The 18,954-nt window shown below is 61.8% G+C and carries 20 protein-coding genes and 1 tRNA gene; 12 read left to right on the top strand and 9 right to left on the bottom strand.

Annotated features, from left to right (window positions below):
- Positions 1-6 precede the first annotated feature (6 nt).
- The 3 genes from GTP45_RS07245 to GTP45_RS07235 all read left to right on the top strand — a co-directional run bounded on the left by GTP45_RS07245 (position 7) and on the right by GTP45_RS07235 (position 2,279).
- On the top strand, positions 7-897 hold the full coding sequence (locus tag GTP45_RS07245) for a hypothetical protein (protein WP_174821637.1): 891 nt from the start codon (positions 7-9) through the stop codon (positions 895-897).
- 87 nt (positions 898-984) lie between these two features.
- Positions 985-2,154 carry a methyltransferase gene (locus tag GTP45_RS07240; RefSeq protein WP_161013183.1) on the top strand — a complete coding sequence of 390 codons (1,170 nt, stop codon included), beginning with the start codon at positions 985-987 and terminating at the stop codon, positions 2,152-2,154.
- 48 nt (positions 2,155-2,202) lie between these two features.
- A tRNA-Met gene (locus tag GTP45_RS07235) sits at positions 2,203-2,279 on the top strand.
- A 73-nt stretch (positions 2,280-2,352) separates the two neighbouring features.
- Here GTP45_RS07235 and GTP45_RS07230 read toward each other — a convergent pair.
- Together GTP45_RS07230 and GTP45_RS07225 are read right to left on the bottom strand one after the other, a co-directional pair.
- Positions 2,353-2,616, bottom strand: a complete 264-nt coding sequence (locus tag GTP45_RS07230; protein WP_161013182.1) for a type II toxin-antitoxin system VapC family toxin — start codon at positions 2,614-2,616, stop codon at positions 2,353-2,355.
- Positions 2,613-2,780 (bottom strand): hypothetical protein, encoded by a 168-nt coding sequence (locus tag GTP45_RS07225; protein ID WP_161013181.1) that lies wholly within the window; start codon positions 2,778-2,780, stop codon positions 2,613-2,615. The genes GTP45_RS07230 and GTP45_RS07225 overlap by 4 nt, the downstream gene beginning before the upstream one ends.
- Before the next feature lie 134 nt (positions 2,781-2,914).
- Here GTP45_RS07225 and GTP45_RS07220 point away from each other — a divergent pair, with 134 nt between their 5' ends.
- The 3 genes from GTP45_RS07220 (at position 2,915) to dbpA (ending at position 6,402) form a co-directional block, all read left to right on the top strand.
- Positions 2,915-4,573, top strand: coding sequence for an acid phosphatase (locus tag GTP45_RS07220; RefSeq protein ID WP_161013180.1), 1,659 nt, complete (start codon positions 2,915-2,917; stop codon positions 4,571-4,573).
- A gap of 83 nt (positions 4,574-4,656) precedes the next feature.
- Positions 4,657-4,881 carry a hypothetical protein gene (locus GTP45_RS07215; protein ID WP_161013179.1) on the top strand — a complete coding sequence of 75 codons (225 nt, stop codon included), beginning with the start codon at positions 4,657-4,659 and terminating at the stop codon, positions 4,879-4,881.
- A gap of 111 nt (positions 4,882-4,992) precedes the next feature.
- Entirely contained in the window at positions 4,993-6,402 is a 1,410-nt protein-coding gene (gene dbpA, locus GTP45_RS07210; protein ID WP_161013178.1) for an ATP-dependent RNA helicase DbpA, read from the top strand.
- 6 nt (positions 6,403-6,408) lie between these two features.
- Here the strand turns inward: dbpA and GTP45_RS07205 are convergent, their stop codons facing one another.
- Positions 6,409-7,560 (bottom strand): MFS transporter, encoded by a 1,152-nt coding sequence (locus GTP45_RS07205; RefSeq protein WP_217363313.1) that lies wholly within the window; start codon positions 7,558-7,560, stop codon positions 6,409-6,411.
- Between the two features lie 108 nt (positions 7,561-7,668).
- On the opposite strand from GTP45_RS07205, the gene GTP45_RS07200 reads away from it, so the two are divergent.
- Positions 7,669-8,478, top strand: coding sequence for an AraC family transcriptional regulator (locus tag GTP45_RS07200; RefSeq protein ID WP_161013176.1), 810 nt, complete (start codon positions 7,669-7,671; stop codon positions 8,476-8,478).
- On the opposite strand, the gene GTP45_RS07195 is transcribed toward GTP45_RS07200, so the two are convergent.
- Together GTP45_RS07195 and GTP45_RS07190 are read right to left on the bottom strand one after the other, a co-directional pair.
- Positions 8,459-9,937, bottom strand: a complete 1,479-nt coding sequence (locus GTP45_RS07195; protein WP_161013175.1) for a HAMP domain-containing sensor histidine kinase — start codon at positions 9,935-9,937, stop codon at positions 8,459-8,461. The genes GTP45_RS07200 and GTP45_RS07195 overlap by 20 nt on opposite strands.
- Positions 9,934-10,641, bottom strand: coding sequence for a response regulator transcription factor (locus GTP45_RS07190; protein WP_161013174.1), 708 nt, complete (start codon positions 10,639-10,641; stop codon positions 9,934-9,936). The genes GTP45_RS07195 and GTP45_RS07190 overlap by 4 nt, the downstream gene beginning before the upstream one ends.
- A gap of 123 nt (positions 10,642-10,764) precedes the next feature.
- Here GTP45_RS07190 and msrB point away from each other — a divergent pair, with 123 nt between their 5' ends.
- The 3 genes from msrB to msrA are packed head-to-tail and all read left to right on the top strand — an operon-like array spanning position 10,765 to position 13,832.
- Positions 10,765-11,250 carry a peptide-methionine (R)-S-oxide reductase MsrB gene (msrB, locus tag GTP45_RS07185; RefSeq protein WP_161013173.1) on the top strand — a complete coding sequence of 162 codons (486 nt, stop codon included), beginning with the start codon at positions 10,765-10,767 and terminating at the stop codon, positions 11,248-11,250.
- Positions 11,251-11,262: 12 nt separating this feature from the next.
- Entirely contained in the window at positions 11,263-13,131 is a 1,869-nt protein-coding gene (locus tag GTP45_RS07180; protein WP_161013172.1) for a cytochrome c biogenesis protein DipZ, read from the top strand.
- Positions 13,132-13,145: 14 nt separating this feature from the next.
- Positions 13,146-13,832: a peptide-methionine (S)-S-oxide reductase MsrA gene (msrA, locus tag GTP45_RS07175; RefSeq protein ID WP_161013171.1), complete on the top strand. Its 687-nt coding sequence runs from the start codon at positions 13,146-13,148 to the stop codon at positions 13,830-13,832.
- Here the strand turns inward: msrA and GTP45_RS07170 are convergent, their stop codons facing one another.
- The gene (locus GTP45_RS07170; RefSeq protein WP_161013170.1) at positions 13,833-14,804 is read right to left on the bottom strand and encodes an alpha/beta fold hydrolase; all 972 of its coding nucleotides are present in this window, start codon (positions 14,802-14,804) and stop codon (positions 13,833-13,835) included. It abuts the gene before it with no gap.
- Between the two features lie 60 nt (positions 14,805-14,864).
- On the opposite strand from GTP45_RS07170, the gene GTP45_RS07165 reads away from it, so the two are divergent.
- On the top strand, positions 14,865-15,578 hold the full coding sequence (locus GTP45_RS07165) for a hypothetical protein (RefSeq protein ID WP_161013169.1): 714 nt from the start codon (positions 14,865-14,867) through the stop codon (positions 15,576-15,578).
- On the opposite strand, the gene GTP45_RS07160 is transcribed toward GTP45_RS07165, so the two are convergent.
- The 3 genes from GTP45_RS07160 to earP all read right to left on the bottom strand — a co-directional run bounded on the left by GTP45_RS07160 (position 15,489) and on the right by earP (position 17,928).
- Entirely contained in the window at positions 15,489-15,959 is a 471-nt protein-coding gene (locus GTP45_RS07160) for an amidase (RefSeq protein WP_229258365.1), read from the bottom strand. The two genes, GTP45_RS07165 and GTP45_RS07160, sit on opposite strands and share 90 nt — an antisense overlap.
- Positions 15,960-16,103: 144 nt before the next feature.
- A complete protein-coding gene (locus tag GTP45_RS07155) occupies positions 16,104-16,679 on the bottom strand; it encodes an elongation factor P (RefSeq protein WP_161013167.1) in 576 nt (191 codons plus the stop codon).
- A 112-nt stretch (positions 16,680-16,791) separates the two neighbouring features.
- Positions 16,792-17,928, bottom strand: a complete 1,137-nt coding sequence (gene earP, locus GTP45_RS07150) for an elongation factor P maturation arginine rhamnosyltransferase EarP (protein WP_161013166.1) — start codon at positions 17,926-17,928, stop codon at positions 16,792-16,794.
- A 148-nt stretch (positions 17,929-18,076) separates the two neighbouring features.
- On the opposite strand from earP, the gene GTP45_RS07145 reads away from it, so the two are divergent.
- Positions 18,077-18,889: a hypothetical protein gene (locus tag GTP45_RS07145; protein WP_161013165.1), complete on the top strand. Its 813-nt coding sequence runs from the start codon at positions 18,077-18,079 to the stop codon at positions 18,887-18,889.
- Positions 18,890-18,954 lie beyond the last annotated feature (65 nt).

The raw sequence follows: 18,954 nt of genomic DNA, 5'->3' as shown, positions 1-18,954 counted from the left end.
TCCATCATGTCTACCATTTCGAACCTGGGCGGCCGCTGGCCTTCCCTGTACACCGGCACCCAGCCTGGCGACAGCAAGGCCTCGGCCCTGCAAAAAACGCAGGGGACTAGCCCTGCCGCCAAATCCAGCAACCCGTTGGATCTGGACAGCCGCGTTGCCTCGGTCGGTAACGCCACGGTGGATTTCGCACAGGATTTCGTCAGCAACTTCACGCAAGCGCTGTTTGGCGATGCCGCCAAGGGCGCGGTGATCGACTTCGATTCGGCCAGCCTTGAAGCCTCGTCCAGCTACGCCGTCGGCTACCAGCACAGCGCAGGCGCCAACGGCGTCACCGACGCTGCGGCCTTCAGCCTGACCGACAGCTCGCACTTCATCGGCAAGGGCACCATCACCACGGCCGATGGCCGCAAGTTCGATTTCGAAGTGGAAGTCCAATACAACTACGAACTGAATGCCGCCACCAGCCAAACCAGCGGCGCCAAGCCGTTGCCGAAGCCGGACGACAGCAGCGACCAGCCATCGACCAAGGATCTGCCGACCGTGCAGCTGCCGAATATCGACTTCCCGGGCACGCTGGCGGATCTGTTCAAATTGATCGGCCGCGACCTGCAAACCGCGCTGGCCAGCAGCAGCGACAACAACAGCAAAACCGGCGACGGCATCGACCGCAACACTTTGCGCAGCCTGTCGCTGCGTCTTTTGAATCTGGTCGACAGCAAAGACACCAACACCTACAACGCGCCTAGCGCTGCGGATAAGGCCAAGGCAGCTGCTGGCGCAAGCGATGCACCAGCTAACGCCGATACGCCGGCACCGGCCGAATCGCCGGCCGCCGACGATGCCGCAGCTGTACCTGCCGCCAGCGCCGCAGCTCCTGCGGAAAACGCCGCAGCCTAAGCACGGGCCGCCGACCGGTATAATAGCGACACTCTCCGCTACGCGGCCTGCGCGTAGCGCGTCCCTATTTCTGTCGATTGCCCCAACATGTCCGTACAAACCTCTCCTGCATCCGCTCCATTGCTCATTCACTGGGAGGAGAACGGCGTACAGCACTCCGCGCGCTGGCGCTCGGAAGCCGGCATGCCGCCGCCTAAGCGCGTGGTCATCGCGGACGACCGCACCAACGCCGATATCGCCTACCGCATGGCCTGCGAAGGCACGGCGCTGCTGTGGCGCGGCGACTTCCAGAATGCGCGCCAACTGCTGCAAGCGCTGGCGCGCCGCGCGGATCACAAGGGCAAGTCCGGCAAAAAAGCCAAGCCAGCCAAAGTACCTGCGACGCCGACCGAAGCCTTCCACCTGCATCGCCAGGCGCAATCGCAGCGCGCCCGCACGCTGGCCATGCTGCTGATTCCTTTCGACGCCGATTACAGCATCCCGCTGCGCCGCGCGCCGGACGTCAAGCTGGCCTGCAACGAGGCTTATGGCCGTTACGAAGAACCGTTCATCGCCTCGATGCGCGAGCTGCTTGGCTTGATCGGCGCGCACGAATGGCGCCGCACCGGCGTTGAGATTCCGGCGCTGGGCGCGCGCATCCACCCGCACTACGGCGTGTTCTCGCCAGTGCGCGGCGAATACGTGCAGATGGTGGCCGATGCTCCGCTGCCGAAAGACACCTCGCTGGCGTTTGACATCGGCATCGGCACCGGCGTGCTGTCGGCGGTGCTGGCCAAGCGCGGCGTCAAGCGCGTGATCGCCACCGACCAAGACCAGCGCGCCCTGAGCTGCGCGCGCGAGAACCTGGCCTTGCTGGGCGTGGACGATAAAGTAGAACTGCGCGTCGCGGATCTGTTCCCGGAAGGCCGCGCGCCGCTGGTGGTCTGTAATCCGCCATGGGTGCCAGCCCGTCCTAGCTCGCCAATCGAGTACGCGGTCTACGATCCAGAAAGCCGCATGCTGCGCGGCTTCCTGTCCGGCCTGACCGCGCACCTTACGCCCAGCGGCGAAGGTTGGCTGATCCTGTCCGACCTGGCCGAACACCTCGGCCTGCGTCCGCGCGAGCAACTGCTGGAATGGATCGCCGCCGCCGGCCTGAAAGTCGTCGACCGCATCGATGTGCGTCCGGTGCACCCGCGCGCCTCGGACGCCACCGATCCCCTCCACGCCGCCCGCGCCGCCGAGGTGACCTCGCTGTGGAAACTGGCCGCCGCATAATCGGCCCTTGCGCAATGCAGGACACTTGTATATAATTATGGCCTCAGACGCGGGGTGGAGCAGTCTGGCAGCTCGTCGGGCTCATAACCCGAAGGTCACAGGTTCAAATCCTGTCCCCGCAACCAAATTCGAAAAGCCGTTGATTTTCATAAGAAAATCAACGGCTTTTTCCATTTTCGGCATAGTGAGCGATACGGCTTAGTTAGTTATTACGCCTAAAAACGTCAATTCGTAGGCATCCTCGGTATCAAATCTCAGTACTGGATAATTTCGAAACAGTGCCTTCACCTCATCCTTGGTCGCCTTCGTGGCTGAAGGAAGAACGGCGTGGTATCCGATGTAGAATTCTGCGGCCACAATCGCGCTGATAGTGATTCCCGCAGCACTGCCAATCGCCTCGACAAGCAACGGATGTCCGCGCAGGTAGTCTATGACAGCATTGGTATCTAATAGAAATTTCATTTGACGCCAGCCTTCTTCATTATTTTGACGGCAGCAGTGCGGCGTTTTTGGGTGTCTCGATTCAGTTGATCCATTAAAGAGAAGAACTCCGCCGGAAGGCTGGGTTCAGCCACCGTTTTCTCGGATGCGTCTTTTGCAACACTCTTTTTCATCTTAAGCTGCATGATGGCCTCCTTCTCGAGCATCCAAACTAATTCAGATTTCTCGACGAGGCAAGCAGGCTTATCAACCTAGTGCCATACCAAATCCATCATAAAGCTGTCACAATTGCTCTTTTAGGTCAGCCAAGGAGGCGAGCGTGAAGGATCAGGTACTAGCAGAACAACAAGAGCAAGATGCTCCGGCCAATCCCTCCCGTCGCCGCATCTTCCAGGCGGCAGGCGCGGCCGGCCTGGCCACTACCCTGCCCGCGCTGACCGAAGCCGCTCCGGCCAAAACCGCCGCCAAGGGCTCGCTCGACGATAAACTCAAGGCCAATATCAAGAACGTGGTAGTGATCTACCTCGAAAACCGCAGCTTCAATAATCTGTTCGCCAATTTCCCCGGCACCGCCAATCCGTTGTCGGCCGCGCCGGCCGCCGCTTGCGCGCAGCGCGACCGCGATGGTTCGGTGCTGCCGTCGCTGCCGAAAATCTGGGGCGGCATGGTGCCGAATACGCAGGACATCGGCGGTAAAAAATACGTGGTCAAGGAAGACGACGTCAAAGGCCTGCCGAACGCGCCGTTCAAACTGGTCGACACCGAGGGCAAGCCGCTGCCGGAAGCCGTCATCACGCGCGACCTGTGGCACCTGTTCTACCAAAACCAGATGCAGATCAACGGCGGCAAGAACGACGGCTTCGCCGCATGGGGCAACACCGGCGGCATGGTGATGGGCTACTACGGCGAGACTGATAAGAACCTCGGCCTGTGGAAAATCGCGGAACAGTACACGCTGTGCGATAACTTCTTCATGGCGGCTTTCGGCGGCTCCTACCTGAACCACCAATTCCTGATCACCGGCCGCGTGCCGGAATACTTCAACGCCAAGGACACTGCGGCCAAGAAGAAGATCGCGGTGCTGGACGACGGCCCGACCGGCTTCCGCCTGTCCGTCACGCAGGACTCGCCGGCATCGGCGATGGACGGCCACCCGCACTTCGTCAACAACGGCGCCATTACGCCGGACGGCTACGCGGTCAACACCATGGCCCCGCCCTACCAGCCGAGCTACATCCGCCCAGCCTACGACGGCGATCCGTTGCACGCCGATCCAAAAGACGCCGGCACCCTGCCGCCGCAAACCTACGACACCATCGGCGACCTGCTGTCGCGCAAAGGCGTGAGCTGGGCGTGGTACGGCGGCGCGTGGCAAGCGGCCCTCGATGCGCGCGGTGGCGGCGAGAAGCCAAACTTCCAGTACCACCACCAGCCGTTCAACTACTTCAAGCAGTTCGCGCCTGGCACCAAGGCCCGCGAAGAGCACCTGCGCGACGGCGGCTTGGGCGATAGCCCAATCTCCAACAAATTCATCGCCGATGCGGTAGCGGGCAAGCTGCCGGCCGTGACCTTCTACAAGCCGCAAGGTAACCTGAATCTGCACGCCGGCTACTCGGACATCGAATCGGGCGATGCCCACATCACCAACGTGATCGAACACTTGAAGAAATCCCCGCAGTTCAAGAACATGCTGGTGGTGATTACCTTCGACGAAAACGGCGGCTGGTGGGATCACGTGGCGCCGCCCAAGGGCGACCGCTGGGGCCCGGGCTCGCGCATCCCGGCCATCATCATTTCGCCGCACGCGAAAAAAGGCCACGTCGATCACAGTTTCTACGACACTACCTCGATCATGCGCTTCATCACCCGCCTGCACGGCCTGCCGCTGCTGGAAGGCCTGAAGACCCGCAACGAAGCCTTCGCCGCGCGCCACGCCACGCCGCCGGGCGACCTGACGGGAGCCCTGAGCTTCCGCTGATATTGCGCTTTGTGTTACACTGCGCGCAATTCTGTAAGCTAACGAAGCCCGACTAATCCAGCCGGGCTTTTGTTTTTTCCCTGATGAGAGATAAAAAAGATAACGCTACGTTCGACCTGCCGGGCTTTGCTCCTGCCGCGCCGCTCGAACCGGAAGCCAAGCGTCCGCCGCCGCCGCGCGCCCGGCGTTCCACGCTCAAACAAGAGCAACTGGAACTGCTGGAACCGACCGATACCACCGGTCTGCCGATCTGGGTGCGCGACGAGAATCTCGACCTGACCGGTTTGCCGGTATGGAAACGAGATTGAACCGGTACAGCACCGGTACAACATCCGCACACCTCTCATACAGTTCCTGCACAGTGACGGCTACCCGCCTGTTAGACTGTGTCCACGTCCTTTTTTAACAGGTTCGCCGCCATGACATCCACCGCCTTTTCCAGCCTGCCGCTGAATCCCGCTTTTCTCGATAACCTCGACTCGCTCGGCTACAAGGAGATGACCACGATCCAGGCGCAAAGCCTGCCGTCGGTGCTGGAAGGCCGCGACCTGATCGCCCAGGCGAAAACCGGCAGCGGCAAGACCGCCGCCTTCGGCATCGGCATCCTGCACAAGCTCAATCCTGCGTGGTTCGCGGTGCAGGCGCTGGTGCTATGCCCTACCCGCGAACTGGCCGACCAAGTCGCCGGTGAACTGCGCCGCCTGGCACGTTCGACCGGCAACGTCAAGGTGCTGGTGCTGACCGGCGGCTCGCCGATGCGCCCGCAAATCGCTTCGCTGGAACACGGCGCCCACATCATCGTGGGCACGCCAGGCCGCGTGCGCGATCACTTGGGCCGCAACACGCTGGATCTGTCGAAAGTCAGCACGCTGGTGCTGGACGAAGCCGACCGCATGACCGACATGGGCTTCTACGACGAAATCGCCGGCATCGTCAGCGCTTGCCCGAAACGCCGTCAGACCTTGCTGTTCTCGGCCACCTACCCGGACGACATCCGCCGCGCTACGGACGACTTCCTGGTCGATCCTATCGAAGTGACGGTGGAAGCGCAGCACGACAACAGCCAGATCGAACAGTTGTTCTTCGAGATCGGTTTCGACAACCGCAACGACGCCGTGGCGCGCCTGCTCGGCCACTACAAGCCGGTATCGGCCATCGCCTTCTGCAACACCAAAGTGCAGTGCCGCGAGCTGGTCGAGTCCTTGCAGCAGAAAGGCTTCTCTGCACTGGCGCTGTACGGTGAACTGGAGCAGCGTGAACGCGACGAGATCCTGATCCTGTTCGCCAACCGTAGCTGCTCCGTGCTGGTGGCCACCGACGTTGCCGCGCGCGGCCTCGATATCCCGAACCTGGAAGCAGTGATCAACGTAGACGTGTCCAAGGACACCGAGGTGCACATCCACCGCGTGGGCCGTACCGGCCGTGGCGGCGAACAAGGCATGGCGCTGTCGCTGTGCGCACCAAACGAGAAAAAGTGGGTCAAACTGATCGAAGAATATCAAGGCCAGCCAGTCGAATGGTTCGACTTGGACAGCCTCGATGAAAACGACTACGGCGTCGATCCAGCGCCGATGATGACGCTGGTGATCTCCGGCGGCAAAAAGGACAAACTGCGTCCGGGCGACGTACTGGGTGCACTGACTGGCGACGCAGGCCTGAGCAAGGAGCAAGTCGGCAAGATCAATGTGACCGAATTCCAGACCTACGTCGCCATCGACCGCCGCGTCGCTTACGACGCCTACGCGCGCCTTAACAAAGGCAATCCGCTCGGCGGCGATTTCGGCGCCTTCAAGGGCCGCAACTTCAAGATGCGCTTTATCGGCGAATAATCAGCATCAATGACGCTGCTGCTCGATATGGGGCAGCAGCACCGTCAAGATCCCCAGCAGTGGCAGGTAGGAGCACAGCTTATACACGTAAGCGATGCCACTGATGTCCGCAATGTGGCCCATGGCCGCCGCGCCGATGCCGCTCACGCCAAACATCAGGCCGAAGAAAATCCCGGCGATCATACCAACCTTGCCCGGCATAAGCTCCTGCGCAAACACCACGATGGCGGAGAAGGCGGAAGAAATCACGAAGCCGATAATCACCGTCAGCACCGCAGTCCAGAACAGATTCACATAAGGCAGCGCCAGCGTGAACGGCGCGGCGCCGAGGATGGAAATCCAGATCACGCGCTTGCGGCCAATGCGGTCGCCGATTGGCCCGCCCATGAACGTACCGGCAGCGACGGCGGCCAGGAACAGGAACAAATACATCTGCGCCGACGACACCGACACGCCGAATTTATCGATCAAGTAGAAGGTGTAGTAGCTGGTCAGGCTGGACATGTATATGTACTTGGAGAAGACCAGCAGCGCCAGCACCGCCAGCGCGCCATACACCTGCGCTTTAGGTAAAGGCGAAACGGCCGGTGCGGCAGCCTTGCGCGGTTGCGCGAGGTGATGGCTATGCCAGCGGCTCACGTACACCAGCACCGCAATCGCTGCCACGACCAGCAATGCGAACCACGCGATATTGGCCTGGCCGCGGCCGATGATGACCGCCGCCGCTAGCACCGGCCCAAGCGCAGAACCGGCGTTGCCGCCCACCTGGAACAGAGATTGCGCAAAGCCGAAGCGACCACCCGACGCAGCACGCGCCACGCGCGAGGCTTCAGGGTGGAACGTCGAGGAGCCGACGCCGATCAGCGCCGACGACAGCAGCAGCGATGGGAAGGTCGAAGCAAAGGACATCATCAGCACGCCGATCAGCGTCGCCACCATCCCCATCGGCAGCAGGAAAGGCATGGGACGACGGTCGGTGTACAAACCAATCCACGGTTGCAGCAGCGAGGCGGTGCACTGGAAGGTCAGCGTAATCAGGCCGACCTGCGTGAAGCTGAGGCCAAACTCCGCCTTCAGCATGGGGTAAATCGAAGGCAGCATGGCCTGCGTCAGATCGTTCAGCAGGTGAACCAGGGCCACGGCGCCGAGGATCTGCATAACGGTTTCGCCGTGAGGTCGGCCGATAGAGGTAGCGGTAGTATTCATCTGCCGAGTGTAATATAGTCGACAAAGCTTGATATTCCAACTTTCGTCGAACAAGTGACAATGACCACGCCACACCGTAGCAGCGATCACCGCGACTACCAGCGCGTGCCGCGCATCGTCACCGCCATGGCGCGCGACGAGTTGCATGGCGTGTCGGTCGCGCCGCATCACCACGAACGCGCGCAGCTGCTATATGCCACCGAGGGCTTGATGCGCGTGCAGACCGATGCCGGCGTGTGGATACTGCCGCCACGCCGCGCGCTGTGGATACCGCCCGGCGTGGTGCATCATTGGACGTCGCTCAGCAAAGTCACCATGCGCACCATTTACGTGGAGGCCAATGCGGCCAAGGCCTTTGGCGATAACTGCCGCGTGATCGAAGTCAGTGCGCTGCTGCGCGAGTTGATCCTGGCGCTGCTGGACGAGCCGATTGAATATCCGCTGCCGGGACGCGGCGAGCACTTGGCGATGCTGATTCTGTCCGAACTGGCGGCAGCGGAGACGGTGCCGATAGCGATTCCATGGCCGCGCGACCGGCGGCTGGTAGCGGTGTGCACCGCCATCATGGCCGATCCGGGCAGCAGCAAGAATATCGAGCAGTGGGCCGATGAAGTGGGCGCCAGCGCGCGCACGCTGATCCGGCTATTCCCCAAGGAGACCGGCCTGCATTATCGGCAGTGGGTGCAGCAGGTGCATCTGGCCGAGGCCTTCGGCCGCCTGGCGCAGGGCGACAGCGTAGGTGCAATTGCGACGGCGCTTGGCTATGCAAGTCCGAGCGCGTTTAGCGCCATGTTCCGCCGCATTCTCGGCAAGACACCGCAGTACTACCTGAGCGAGTGGCGCACGCCGCTTACGCTGCGGCCAGCGTAAAGCGGAACACCGCGCCGGTTTCCGGCTCGCTCACCAATTCTATTTTGCTGCGGTGGAGTTGCAGGATACGGTTCACCGTCAGCAGCCCTAGCCCTCCGACGCGGTACTCGCCTTGCAGTGCAACCGGGCGGCGGAACAGGCTCTCGCGCATGGCAGCGGGCACGCCCGGCCCGGTGTCGGCAACCGTCACTTCCACCATGCCGCCGTGAGAAGGCTTGACGGTGATTTCGACCGTGCCGCCAGCAGGTGTATGGCGGATAGCATTATCGAACAAGTTGGTCAGCACCCGCTCTATCATGCCCAGATCGGCGCTCACCATCGGTGCGGGATGCGGCAGTGTCGCCATCAACCGCACATTGCGCTCGGCAGCTTGCAGCTCGAATTTCTGGAATACGTCCTGTATCAGGTCGGACAGCGAGAACGGCTCCAGCTCCGGCGTTACCGAGCCGTGTTCCAGGCGTGCCAATTCAAATAAGGCTTGCGCCAGGCGCCCCACCTTCTGGCTCTGCGCCAGTGCGATGCCGAGGTAATGCTGGCGCGTCGCCGCATCCAGCGATTCATCCTTGAGCGACAGCGTTTCAAGGTAGCCGTGCAGGGAACCAAGCGGCGTGCGCAGGTCGTGCGAGATATTGGCCACCACTTCGCGCCGGTCGTGATCCAGCTGGCGCATGGTCTGCCATTGCTCGTTGATGCGTGCGCCCATATCGGAGAAGGACTGCTCAAGGATGGCGATTTCGTCGCGCGGGCCGCCGCGTTGCGGTGGCGGCAGCAGCAGTTGATCGGCCTTGGTGTCGATTTGCTGCATGGTGGTGGTCAGGCGATGCAGCGGCCGCGTAATCAGACGGAAAGCGATCAAGCCGGCGACCAGCACCAGCGAGGCCACCACCGCCATCGACCACAAGGTAGTGCGCAGCACGGAGCTGGCGGTAGCGCGCGCGGCCAGGCGGTCATGTTCTTCGCTTTGCAGGATGACGTAGATATAGCCGATTTTCTGCTCGCCCGAGCGCAGGATGGCGGCGCTGAAAACTTTGCGTCCGCGCTGGCTGCGCGGGTCATCGCCCTGTATCGGCAAGGGTTCTTTGTTGAGCAGGCGGCGGATCGGCGCCAGATCGACGCGCTCGCGCTTCAGGTGGCCGGCCGGCGCCGCGTGGCCGACGATGCGGCCATCGTTATCGAGCAAATACACTTCCACGCTGGGATTAACGCTCATCAGCTTATTGAACAGGCGGCGCACGGCCGCCGGGCCGAGTCCTTCGCTTGGCGCCGCAGTATCATCATCGGCCTGCATCAGTTGCGCATCGAGCGCGATGCTGCGCGCCAGTCCCAGCGACAGGCCTTGCACCACTTCCTTCTCGTGCATGATGTTGGCGCGGATTTGCAGCCATGCGGAGGCGCCGCAGCACACCAGCAGCAGCAAGCAAAAAGCCAGCGACAAGCGCTGCGACAGCGTCAGGTTCATGCGCCGCCCGCGTAACGATAGCCCTTGCCCCACACGGTGAGGATGCGCGTTGGATCAGCCGGATCGGCTTCGATCTTGGCGCGCAGGCGGTTGATGTGGGTGTTGACCGTGTGTTCGTAGCCGTCGTGCTGATAGCCCCACACCTGGTTCAGCAGATCGAGCCGCGAAAATACTTTTTCCGGGTGCTTGATGAAGTGGTACAGCAAATCGAATTCGCGCGGCGTCAAGTCGAGCGCCGCGCCCTGCAAGTGGGCTTGACGCGTGATCGGATCGACCCGCACGCCGTTCAGTTCCAGCATGCCGCCTTCTGCGCGCTGGCTGCGCGACATCGCATCGGCGCGGCGCAGCAGCGCTTTCACGCGCGCTACCAGTTCCAGCACGGAAAAGGGCTTGGGCAGGTAATCGTCAGCGCCCAGTTCAAGACCAAGGATGCGGTGCACTTCGCTGGAACGCGCGCTGGTGATGATGATGGGCGTGTAAGTCGTCATGGCGCGCGCCTGGCGGCAAATCTCCAGCCCATCCACGCCGGGCAGCATGATGTCGAGGATGAGCGCATCCCAGCCGCCGGTGCGCACTTGTGCCAGGCCCTGCGTGCCGTCGGCGCAGTGCGTGACCTGATACCCCTCATCCTGGAGGTGCATGCGCAGCAGGTCTGCGATATGAATGTCGTCCTCGACGATTAATACTCGTTTAGCTGGTTCCATGGCCGTCATTGTGCAGGATTCTTGCGCTGAAAAGTATCACAAATCGTTTAAGTTTACGTGAGGATTTTGTCACCACTCCGGGCGCAGAATGGCTCCATCGTTATTCCACTTACGGAGAACACCATGACAAACAGACGCTCTTTCATCCTGACCAGCGGCGCAGCCCTGCTGGCGGGCATTGCCTTCCGCGCAACGCAGGCCGCACCGGCCGCCGCTTGGGAAGTCACCCATACAGACGCCGAATGGCGCGCCCTGCTCTCGCCGGCGCAGTACGAGGTGCTGCGCAAGCACGGCACCGAACGGCCGTTCAGCAGCCCGCTGTACAAGGAACACCGCGCCGGTAAGTTCTTCTGCGCCGGTTGCCAGAACCCGCTGTTCACATCGAAGAACAAGTTCGATAGTGGCACCGGCTGGCCGAGTTTCTGGAAGCCGCTGGATCGCGGCGTTTTCACCAGCCGCACTACTTCTCTCGGCATGTATGGCGTGGAGGTGGTGTGCCGCCGCTGCGGCAGCCACCTGGGCGACGTGTTCGACGATGGCCCGGAACCGACCGGCCTGCGCTACTGCATCGACGGCGTGGCGCTTAACTTTGTTCCCGGCGAAGCCTGATCGGAGGTCATCATGTTATTAATTCTGCTGTCTTATCTTGGTGGGGCACTGACGATTCTCAGTCCTTGCATTTTGCCGGTGCTGCCGTTTGTGTTTGCGCGCACGGGGCAACCGTTTGTGCGTAGTGGCTTGCCGCTGTTGCTTGGCATGGCGTTGACCTTCGCACTGGTGGCGACGCTGGCGGCGGTCGGCGGCGGCTGGGTGGTGCAGGCTAACCAGTATGGCCGCTGGGCGGCGCTGGTGCTGATGGCGTTCTTTGGTTTGACCTTGATGCTGCCGCACCTGGCGGATCGCTTGACCAAGCCGCTGGTGGCCTTGGGCGACAAGCTGTCCAACAAGGCAGCGGATGGCGACAGCTCCGGCGCGAGTTCGTCGTTCCTGCTTGGCGTGGCGACCGGTTTGCTGTGGGCTCCTTGCGCGGGCCCGGTGCTTGGCCTGGTACTGACTGGCGCGGCGCTGAATGGCGCTAGCGTGGGCACGACTTTGCTGCTGCTGGCGTATGCGGCTGGTGCGGCGACTTCGCTGGCGTTGGCGCTGCTCGTTGGCGGTAAAGTCTTCAGCGCGATGAAGCGTTCGCTGGGCGCTGGTGAATGGGTACGCCGTGGTTTGGGCGCTGCCATGCTGGCCGGCGTGGCCGCGATTGCGACCGGGCTCGATACCGGCTTGCTGACGAAGGTATCGACCGTCGCCACGGCGGGCGTGGAGCAAAAGCTGATCGACACCCTGGCTCCGCGCGGCGGCCAAACCGAAGCCCCAGCCGGTGGCGCGATGATGCGCAGCGCAGCGGCGGCTGGCGATGAGGCGGCGGGTGGCGCGATGATGTCGCGCACCGCGATGGCTGGCATTACGAATGGCGCTGGCGGCCCGGCCATGATGGCGCGGCGCGCAGTGGCTGCTGCCGCCGATGCGCTGCCGGTTGAAGGCAAGCTGCCTTCGCTGAACGGCGCTGTCGAGTGGCTGAATTCCGCGCCGCTCACTGCCGAACAATTGAAAGGCAAGGTGGTACTGGTCGACTTCTGGACCTACTCCTGCATCAACTGCCTGCGCAGCCTGCCCTACACCAAGGCATGGGCCGACAAATACCGCGACCAAGGCTTGGTAGTAATCGGCGTGCACGCACCGGAATTCGCCTTCGAGCGCAACGTCAACAACGTCCGCAAAGCCGTGAAAGACCAAGGCATCACCTTCCCGGTCGCCATCGACAACGACTACGCTATCTGGCGCGCTTTCGGCAACCAATACTGGCCAGCCCACTACTTCATCGACGCCAAGGGCCAGATCCGCCACCACCACTTCGGTGAAGGCGACTACGCCCAGTCCGAGCAAGTGATCCAGCAACTGCTGGAAGAAGCGGGCCGCAAAAACGTCACCAACACCGTGGTCAGCGCAGAAGACGCGCAAGGCATCCAGCAGCAGTCGGACATCGGCCAAGTCGGCTCGCCGGAGACCTACCTGGGCTACGAACGCGCCGAAAACTTCGCCTCGCCGGAAAAGCAGGCAGCCAACGCCGCCCGCCAGTACACGGCGCCTGCCAAACCAGCGCTGAACCAATGGGGCTTGTCCGGCAACTGGCTGTCGCAAGCGGAGCAGATCACGCTGAATCAAGGCAGCGGCAGCATCGTCTACCGCTTCCATGCACGCGACCTGCACCTTGTGCTTGGCCCGACCAAGGACGGCAAGCCGGTGCGCTTCCGCGTGACGATCGATGGCGCAGCGCCGGGCAAGAATCACGGCGCAGACGTGGCCGCCGATGGCAGCGGCAAGATCGACAGCCAGCGCCTTTACCAGCTGGTGCGCCAATCCGGCGCGGTGGGCGACCACACCTTCAGCATTGAATTCCTCGATCCCGGCGTACAAGCCTACGCCTTCACCTTCGGTTAAACAGGAGCATCAACATGAAAAACATCACATTCAAACTGGCCGCACCGCTTGCCCTGCTCAGCGCCCTCACCGCCTGCGCGGCCGAACCTTCAGTCGTCATCGCGCCACCGGCCGTCGATGAACCGGCCGGCGCCGAACACACCGCCACCGCCATCTTTGCCGGCGGCTGCTTCTGGGGCGTGCAAGGCGTGTTCCAGCACGTGAAAGGCGTGACCAACGCGGTCTCCGGCTACACCGGCGGCGAGGAGCGCACCGCCAGCTACGAATGGGTCGAGCGCGGCGACACCGGTCACGCCGAATCCGTGAAGATCACCTACGATCCGACGCAAATCAGCTACGGCAAACTGCTGCAGGTGTTCTTCTCGGTGGCGCACGACCCTACGCAACTGAACCGCCAAGGCCCGGACAGCGGCACGCAGTACCGCTCCGCCATCTTCCCGCAAACGGCGTCGCAGCGCGCCGTGGCCGAGAAGTACATCGCTCAGCTGAACGCCTCGCGCGTGTACAAAAAGCCGCTGGCGACCAGGATCGAAATGGACAAAAAGTTCTACACCGCAGAGTCCTATCATCAGAACTACCTAACGCTGCATCCAAACGATCCCTACATCGTCTTTAACGATGCGCCCAAGCTGGTAGATCTCAAGCGCATCGCACCAGACCTGTACAGGGCCGATGCTGTACTGGTCCGCAAAGCGATGTAATCAGGGCGTGGCCTGCTTCAATACCTCCAGCACGGCGTCGACCACCGCGTCCGGCATCTCAGCCTGAATCACGTGGCCGGCGCCGGCGACCACGCGCTGCGTGCTGCGCGTGGAGAGTTTGGTGAACTCCTTTTGCACCGCGAAGTTCTCGTCTTCAAATGCCTTGTTCATCGCGCTTTGAGGTTGGCCCGGTACCGCGTATGGACTCACGCCGCGCGTCAGCACCACCAGCGGGATATCGCCAAATGGGCGGCGCAGCTTACGCAGCTGTTCATCGCTTTTCGCGATGGCAGCATATTCCGCCACGTTGGCCTGCCAATACGACAGCTTGGATTCAGACGCCAGCAACGCCGCACCAAGTTGCGGGCCGAAGGTTTTCAGCGGTTCGCCGATACAGTTCTTCTGCGCCTCGGCATCCTTGGCGAAGCCCTTCCGGGCAGCAGCCAGGCAGTACTTGCCCTGCCCTTCGACCATCGCGTAAATCTCTTTTACCTTGCCGTTGGTGACTTTGTTTAAACGCGCCGTTTCGTCTTCATGCTGCGCTTCGACTAGCACCAGCCCTTTCACCTCGGACGGATAGCGGTAGGTAAACACCTGCACATTGGCGCCGCCCAGCGAATTGCCGACCATGACGTATGGCCCCTTCTCGCCTGCCGCCGCCAGCAATTTGTGCAGGTCCGCCGCCACGCTCTCAGAGGTGTTCGGCGTTTGAACAGGATCGCTGAAGCCAAAGCCAGCGCGATCGAACACGCAGGCACGCGCATGCTTCGCCACTTCCGGCTGCACGCGATACCACGACCAGCCGGCATCACCGGATGGCGCGTCGAACACCACGGTCAGCGGGCCTTGGCCGCTGCAGTACATATGCATTTTGCGGCCGCCGCCAACGTCGTAAAGATGCGGCACAGCGAACTCGCTCGCCATCGTCCAACCTGCACTCAAAGCCAATACTGCAAAAGCAAACTTACGCATCAAGACTCCCCAGGTGATGCGGCTCCGCGGCCGCGACAAGGGGCATAGTACAATGTAAGCATGGAAAAGTTAACATTTGAGCTACAGAGACTATATTTATTCGCTGGCCAGCAACTTGATGGCGCGGCGCTAGACCTCGTCAACGCCGCCGGCATGGTGCGCACGCTGGTCATCGACTTCCACAAGGCGGCCGAGGAACAGCACTGGGCGCGCTTGTGCGACGTCGCCAACGCGCTGCAAACGGAGCTAGGCTTGCCTGCGCCGGCCGTCAGCGTATCGGGCGGCGAGTGCTATCGCTTGTGGTTGTCGCTGGAGCAGCCGATCCCGGAGACCCAAGCAAAGCAGTTCCTCGCCTTGCTGCATAAGGCTTACTTTGAAGATGAGCAGATTGATTTCGGCCGTAGCCGCATAGATTTGCCGCCGTCGCAGAACCGCGCCACCGGCTTGTGGGCAGCCTTCGTCAACCCGAGCATGGGCGGCGCGCTGGCCGAGGATTTGGGATTGGAGATGATGCCGCCGGAAGCCGCGCAAGCTGCATTCCTCGAACGCCTAAGCAGCATCACCGAAGAAGAATTCGCGCAGGCGCTGGCCAAGCTGCGCGGCAAGCAAGACGCAGCGGCGCAAGCGCCCGCTGCGGCATCGGCGCCGCCAGCGCGTGATGCCCACACTACGCCGGCAGGCCTGTTATTGAAAGACGCTACGCTGGAACAGATTGTCCTGCACCTGCACGCGATGGGCATCGAGCCCACTTTCCGCCACGTTCTGAAAAACTAGCACGCCAACCGCCTGGTCGGCCAACTCGTCCTGCTTGATTTTGCCGATAAGGACTGCACCGGCCTCGCGCAGCTGAACTGCGGCGACCTCGTTGCCCTCCTTGAGCAGCACCGGAATGCCGTGCAGCGGCCCGCGCACCCGCTTCAGGTTGCGCTCGCGGTCCATATCCAGCGCCAGCTTGAGCGCGTGCGGATGAATCTCAATCCCCGACTTGCCAGCCAACTTGATGCGCGTGAGGTACTGCGACGTCAGCCAATGCGACGTCAATTTCCCCACTTCCATCAGACGTTGCTGCTCGTCGACACCAGCGTCGAGGATGCCGCCCGTGCCCAGCTGTTTGCCCGGCGGAGTGCCGAGTCTTACGAAATCCCTGCGATTCATGCCATCCTCGTGGTTGGTTTCACTAATGCGCCGCATTTGTTGCGTTGCATAAATATATCAGCACATTGCTAGTTACACCACAAAAATTAATGAAAAAAAAGCACGCCGGCTTGCGCGGGCGTGCTTCGGAAGGGAAACGGTCGATTAACCGCGAACCACTTTCTTGAATTCGTTGGTGCGGGTGTCGATTTCGACGATGTCGTCTTGCGAAACAAACAGTGGCACCTGGATCGAGAATTGCTTGGCTTCGATCGCGTTTTCGATCTTGGCTTCCTTGGTCACGTTGCCCGAGGTGTTGCCTTTAACAGCTGGCTCCGAGTACACAACTTGACGCTGGATGGTGGTTGGCAGTTCAACCGAGATTGCTTTACCGTCGTAGAACACGGCTTCGCATTCCATGCCGTCTTTCAGGTAGTTCAGGGCGTCGCCCAGGTTTTCTTCTTCGATTTCGTACTGTTCGTATTCTGCGTCCATGAACACGTACAGTGGATCAGCGAAGTACGAGTAGGTTACTGGCTTCTTGTCCAGCACCACTACGTCGAATTTGTCGTCGCCGCGGAACACGCTTTCGAAAGGAGCGTTGGTCAGCAGGTTCTTCATTTTCCACTTGTAGGTGAAGCCGGTACGGCTCGAACCGTTGACGTCCGAACGCAGTACGATGAATGGCTTAGCATCAACCATGATAATGTTGCCGACGCGAATTTCTTTTGCTGGTTTCATAGCGAATCTACTTAATAAGGTGGTTGCGTAAAGATCATCGTCGTCTGACGTTTGATCGAAAAAAGCGGTACAGAGCTAAACCCGGCATTGTACCTGTTTTTTGGCTAAGCGCCTATCTCAGCGTGGCGGCAAAGGCCAGCATATTGCTTGCCAGATCGCCAAGGGACAGCATCTGTTGTTGCCACGCTGCGGCGCGCGCGGTGGCGGCGCTGGATTCGGCCGCCAAGGCAGACCACGAGGCAGCCCAGTTGTCCACTTCGCCACTGGTGGGTGCACCGTTCCAGCGCAGAGCGAAATCGGCCAAGGCCGGCAGTTCACCGGCGTAGCGCTGCAGGAAAGCGCGCAGCTTTTTGTGGTGCAGATTCTCGTCCTGCGGGTAGATATGCCAGATGAACGGCTTGCCGGCCCACTGTGCGCGCACAAACGAATCCTCGCCGCGCACGAAGTTCAGGTCGCAGGCCCACAGCAGCTTGTCGTAGTCCGGCTGCGGCACGAACGGCAGCACCCGCACCGTCAGCGCACCGCGCGTGGCAACGCTGCCCGCCATGCCATCGCTGCCGGTGAAGGCGCGCACGGCGTCGGCCGCCACGCCTTCCGGCACCAGGCAGGCCACCGGTGCTGCCCCCTGCAGCCATGCCTCAAACAGCGCCGATACCGGCGCGTGCGGGTAGCAGAACAGCGATACCTTGGTGGCCGCCAGTTCGGCCGGCGTCAGCCCTAATTGCCGCAAGAATTCGGCAGGCGCGAATTGCAAGCGCTGCTGCTCAAGCTCCGCCTCGCGCAGCAGGCCGCCGGTTTTACCGGTAAAGCCGGGGAAGAAGAAATGCTTGGTCATCGCACGCGGCTGCATCGACGGCAGGCGGTGGCAGCCCTCCACCCACTCCTCCGCCGTCAAGCCTTCCAGGTTGAACCATACCGGGCGCGGCTCGCACTGCGCCATGGCGTCGATGTAGCCGGGCGGGATATCGACCGCGAAGAATTCGATCACGATGTCGGCCACGTCATCGTTGCTGTAGACGCCGTCCTGATTGGCCCAGTGGCGCACGGTCACGCCCTCCACTTGCTGCAGCGCGGCCTGCACATCGACCGGCGGGCAGATGCGCTGGAAGCTGGCCAGGTCATCGACGAACAAGGTCACCGCCAGACCGTGCTCGCGCACCAGCTGCCTGGCCAGGCGCCAGCAAATGCCGATGTCGCCGTAGTTATCGACTACGCGGCAGAACAGGTCGAGTCGGCGGAATTGGTTCATGGTCGGAGGGCAGGGAAAAATCGAGGCTGGATGATACCTGATTAACGTCGGGCAGGAACCAAGAATATCAAAACTTCATGCACGCCTGTCAGTCCAATCCTACCAGCGCGGCCTACCGGCCCGCTGCCAACCACAACAAGGAGATGTCATGAACGAATTCTACCCACAACAGCTAATGCCCCAACAACAATACGGTGAACTGTCCCCGCAAGGCTTCTTCGGCGGCCTGATCGGCGCGCCGCTGGGCGGCTTGATTGGACGCGGCATCGGCGGCCTGTTCGGCCATGCCAACCTCGGACGACAAATCGGCCAGGCGGCCGGCGGCATCGGCGGCGGCTTGCTGCCGTTCGGCGCCGATCCGATGAGCGCCGCGTACGCGCAGCAGCAACAGCAGCAACAGCAGCAACAATTACAACAACAGTTACAACAGCAGCTGCAGCAGCAACTACAACAGCAACTACAACAACAGCAGCAACAGCAGCAACAGCAACAGCAGCAGCTACAACAACACTTGCTGCAACAAGCCCAACTGGCGCAGCTGGGCCAAGCCGGCCAGCTTGCGCCGCAGGGCTGGTTCGGCAACATCATCAAGAACGTGGCGCGCCCGCTGGGCGGCGCCATCGGCGGCGCGTTTGGTAACGCCGGCATCGGCAACACTATCGGCGGCATCGCCGGCCATCTGGGCGGCATGCTGCCGTTCGGAGCCGACCCCGTCGCAGCAGCCTACGCGCAGCAAGGCCTGGCGCCACAAAGCCTGTTCGGCGACTTGTTGCGCAAGGCGCATCCGTACAGCAGCGTCTACAACCCGTTCATCCCGCAGCCTCCCAACCTAGTGCCGTTCGGCGCAGACATGCAGCCGTTCGGCATGGATCCGCTGACCGCCGCTTACGCCCAGCAGCAAGCGCAGCTGGCACAGCTGGCACAACAGGCTGCGCAGCAAGGCCAACAAACACTGCATTGATGCCGTGGCGCTGCAACTGGTAGCGCCCGCCATCCTGCCCTCCTGCGGCCGCGGCTGCCGGAGGG

This window comes from Duganella rivi, from assembly GCF_009857435.1.
GTDB lineage: Bacteria > Pseudomonadota > Gammaproteobacteria > Burkholderiales > Burkholderiaceae_D > Rugamonas > Rugamonas rivi.
This window is presented reverse-complemented; position numbering and strand designations above follow the sequence as displayed.

Excerpts from the sequence above, each read along its gene's own strand:
- GTP45_RS07245 (WP_174821637.1), top strand. The coding sequence starts at position 7 with ATGTCTACCATTTCGAACCTGGGCGGCCGCTGGCCTTCCCTGTACACC.
- GTP45_RS07240 (WP_161013183.1), top strand. The coding sequence starts at position 985 with ATGTCCGTACAAACCTCTCCTGCATCCGCTCCATTGCTCATTCACTGG.
- GTP45_RS07230 (WP_161013182.1), bottom strand. The coding sequence starts at position 2,616 with ATGAAATTTCTATTAGATACCAATGCTGTCATAGACTACCTGCGCGGA.
- GTP45_RS07225 (WP_161013181.1), bottom strand. The coding sequence starts at position 2,780 with ATGCAGCTTAAGATGAAAAAGAGTGTTGCAAAAGACGCATCCGAGAAA.
- GTP45_RS07215 (WP_161013179.1), top strand. The coding sequence starts at position 4,657 with ATGAGAGATAAAAAAGATAACGCTACGTTCGACCTGCCGGGCTTTGCT.
- dbpA (WP_161013178.1), top strand. The coding sequence starts at position 4,993 with ATGACATCCACCGCCTTTTCCAGCCTGCCGCTGAATCCCGCTTTTCTC.
- GTP45_RS07205 (WP_217363313.1), bottom strand. The coding sequence starts at position 7,560 with ATGCAGATCCTCGGCGCCGTGGCCCTGGTTCACCTGCTGAACGATCTG.
- GTP45_RS07200 (WP_161013176.1), top strand. The coding sequence starts at position 7,669 with ATGACCACGCCACACCGTAGCAGCGATCACCGCGACTACCAGCGCGTG.
- GTP45_RS07195 (WP_161013175.1), bottom strand. The coding sequence starts at position 9,937 with ATGAACCTGACGCTGTCGCAGCGCTTGTCGCTGGCTTTTTGCTTGCTG.
- GTP45_RS07190 (WP_161013174.1), bottom strand. The coding sequence starts at position 10,641 with ATGGAACCAGCTAAACGAGTATTAATCGTCGAGGACGACATTCATATC.
- msrB (WP_161013173.1), top strand. The coding sequence starts at position 10,765 with ATGACAAACAGACGCTCTTTCATCCTGACCAGCGGCGCAGCCCTGCTG.
- GTP45_RS07180 (WP_161013172.1), top strand. The coding sequence starts at position 11,263 with ATGTTATTAATTCTGCTGTCTTATCTTGGTGGGGCACTGACGATTCTC.
- msrA (WP_161013171.1), top strand. The coding sequence starts at position 13,146 with ATGAAAAACATCACATTCAAACTGGCCGCACCGCTTGCCCTGCTCAGC.
- GTP45_RS07170 (WP_161013170.1), bottom strand. The coding sequence starts at position 14,804 with ATGCGTAAGTTTGCTTTTGCAGTATTGGCTTTGAGTGCAGGTTGGACG.
- GTP45_RS07165 (WP_161013169.1), top strand. The coding sequence starts at position 14,865 with ATGGAAAAGTTAACATTTGAGCTACAGAGACTATATTTATTCGCTGGC.
- GTP45_RS07160 (WP_229258365.1), bottom strand. The coding sequence starts at position 15,959 with ATGAATCGCAGGGATTTCGTAAGACTCGGCACTCCGCCGGGCAAACAG.
- GTP45_RS07155 (WP_161013167.1), bottom strand. The coding sequence starts at position 16,679 with ATGAAACCAGCAAAAGAAATTCGCGTCGGCAACATTATCATGGTTGAT.
- earP (WP_161013166.1), bottom strand. The coding sequence starts at position 17,928 with ATGAACCAATTCCGCCGACTCGACCTGTTCTGCCGCGTAGTCGATAAC.
- GTP45_RS07145 (WP_161013165.1), top strand. The coding sequence starts at position 18,077 with ATGAACGAATTCTACCCACAACAGCTAATGCCCCAACAACAATACGGT.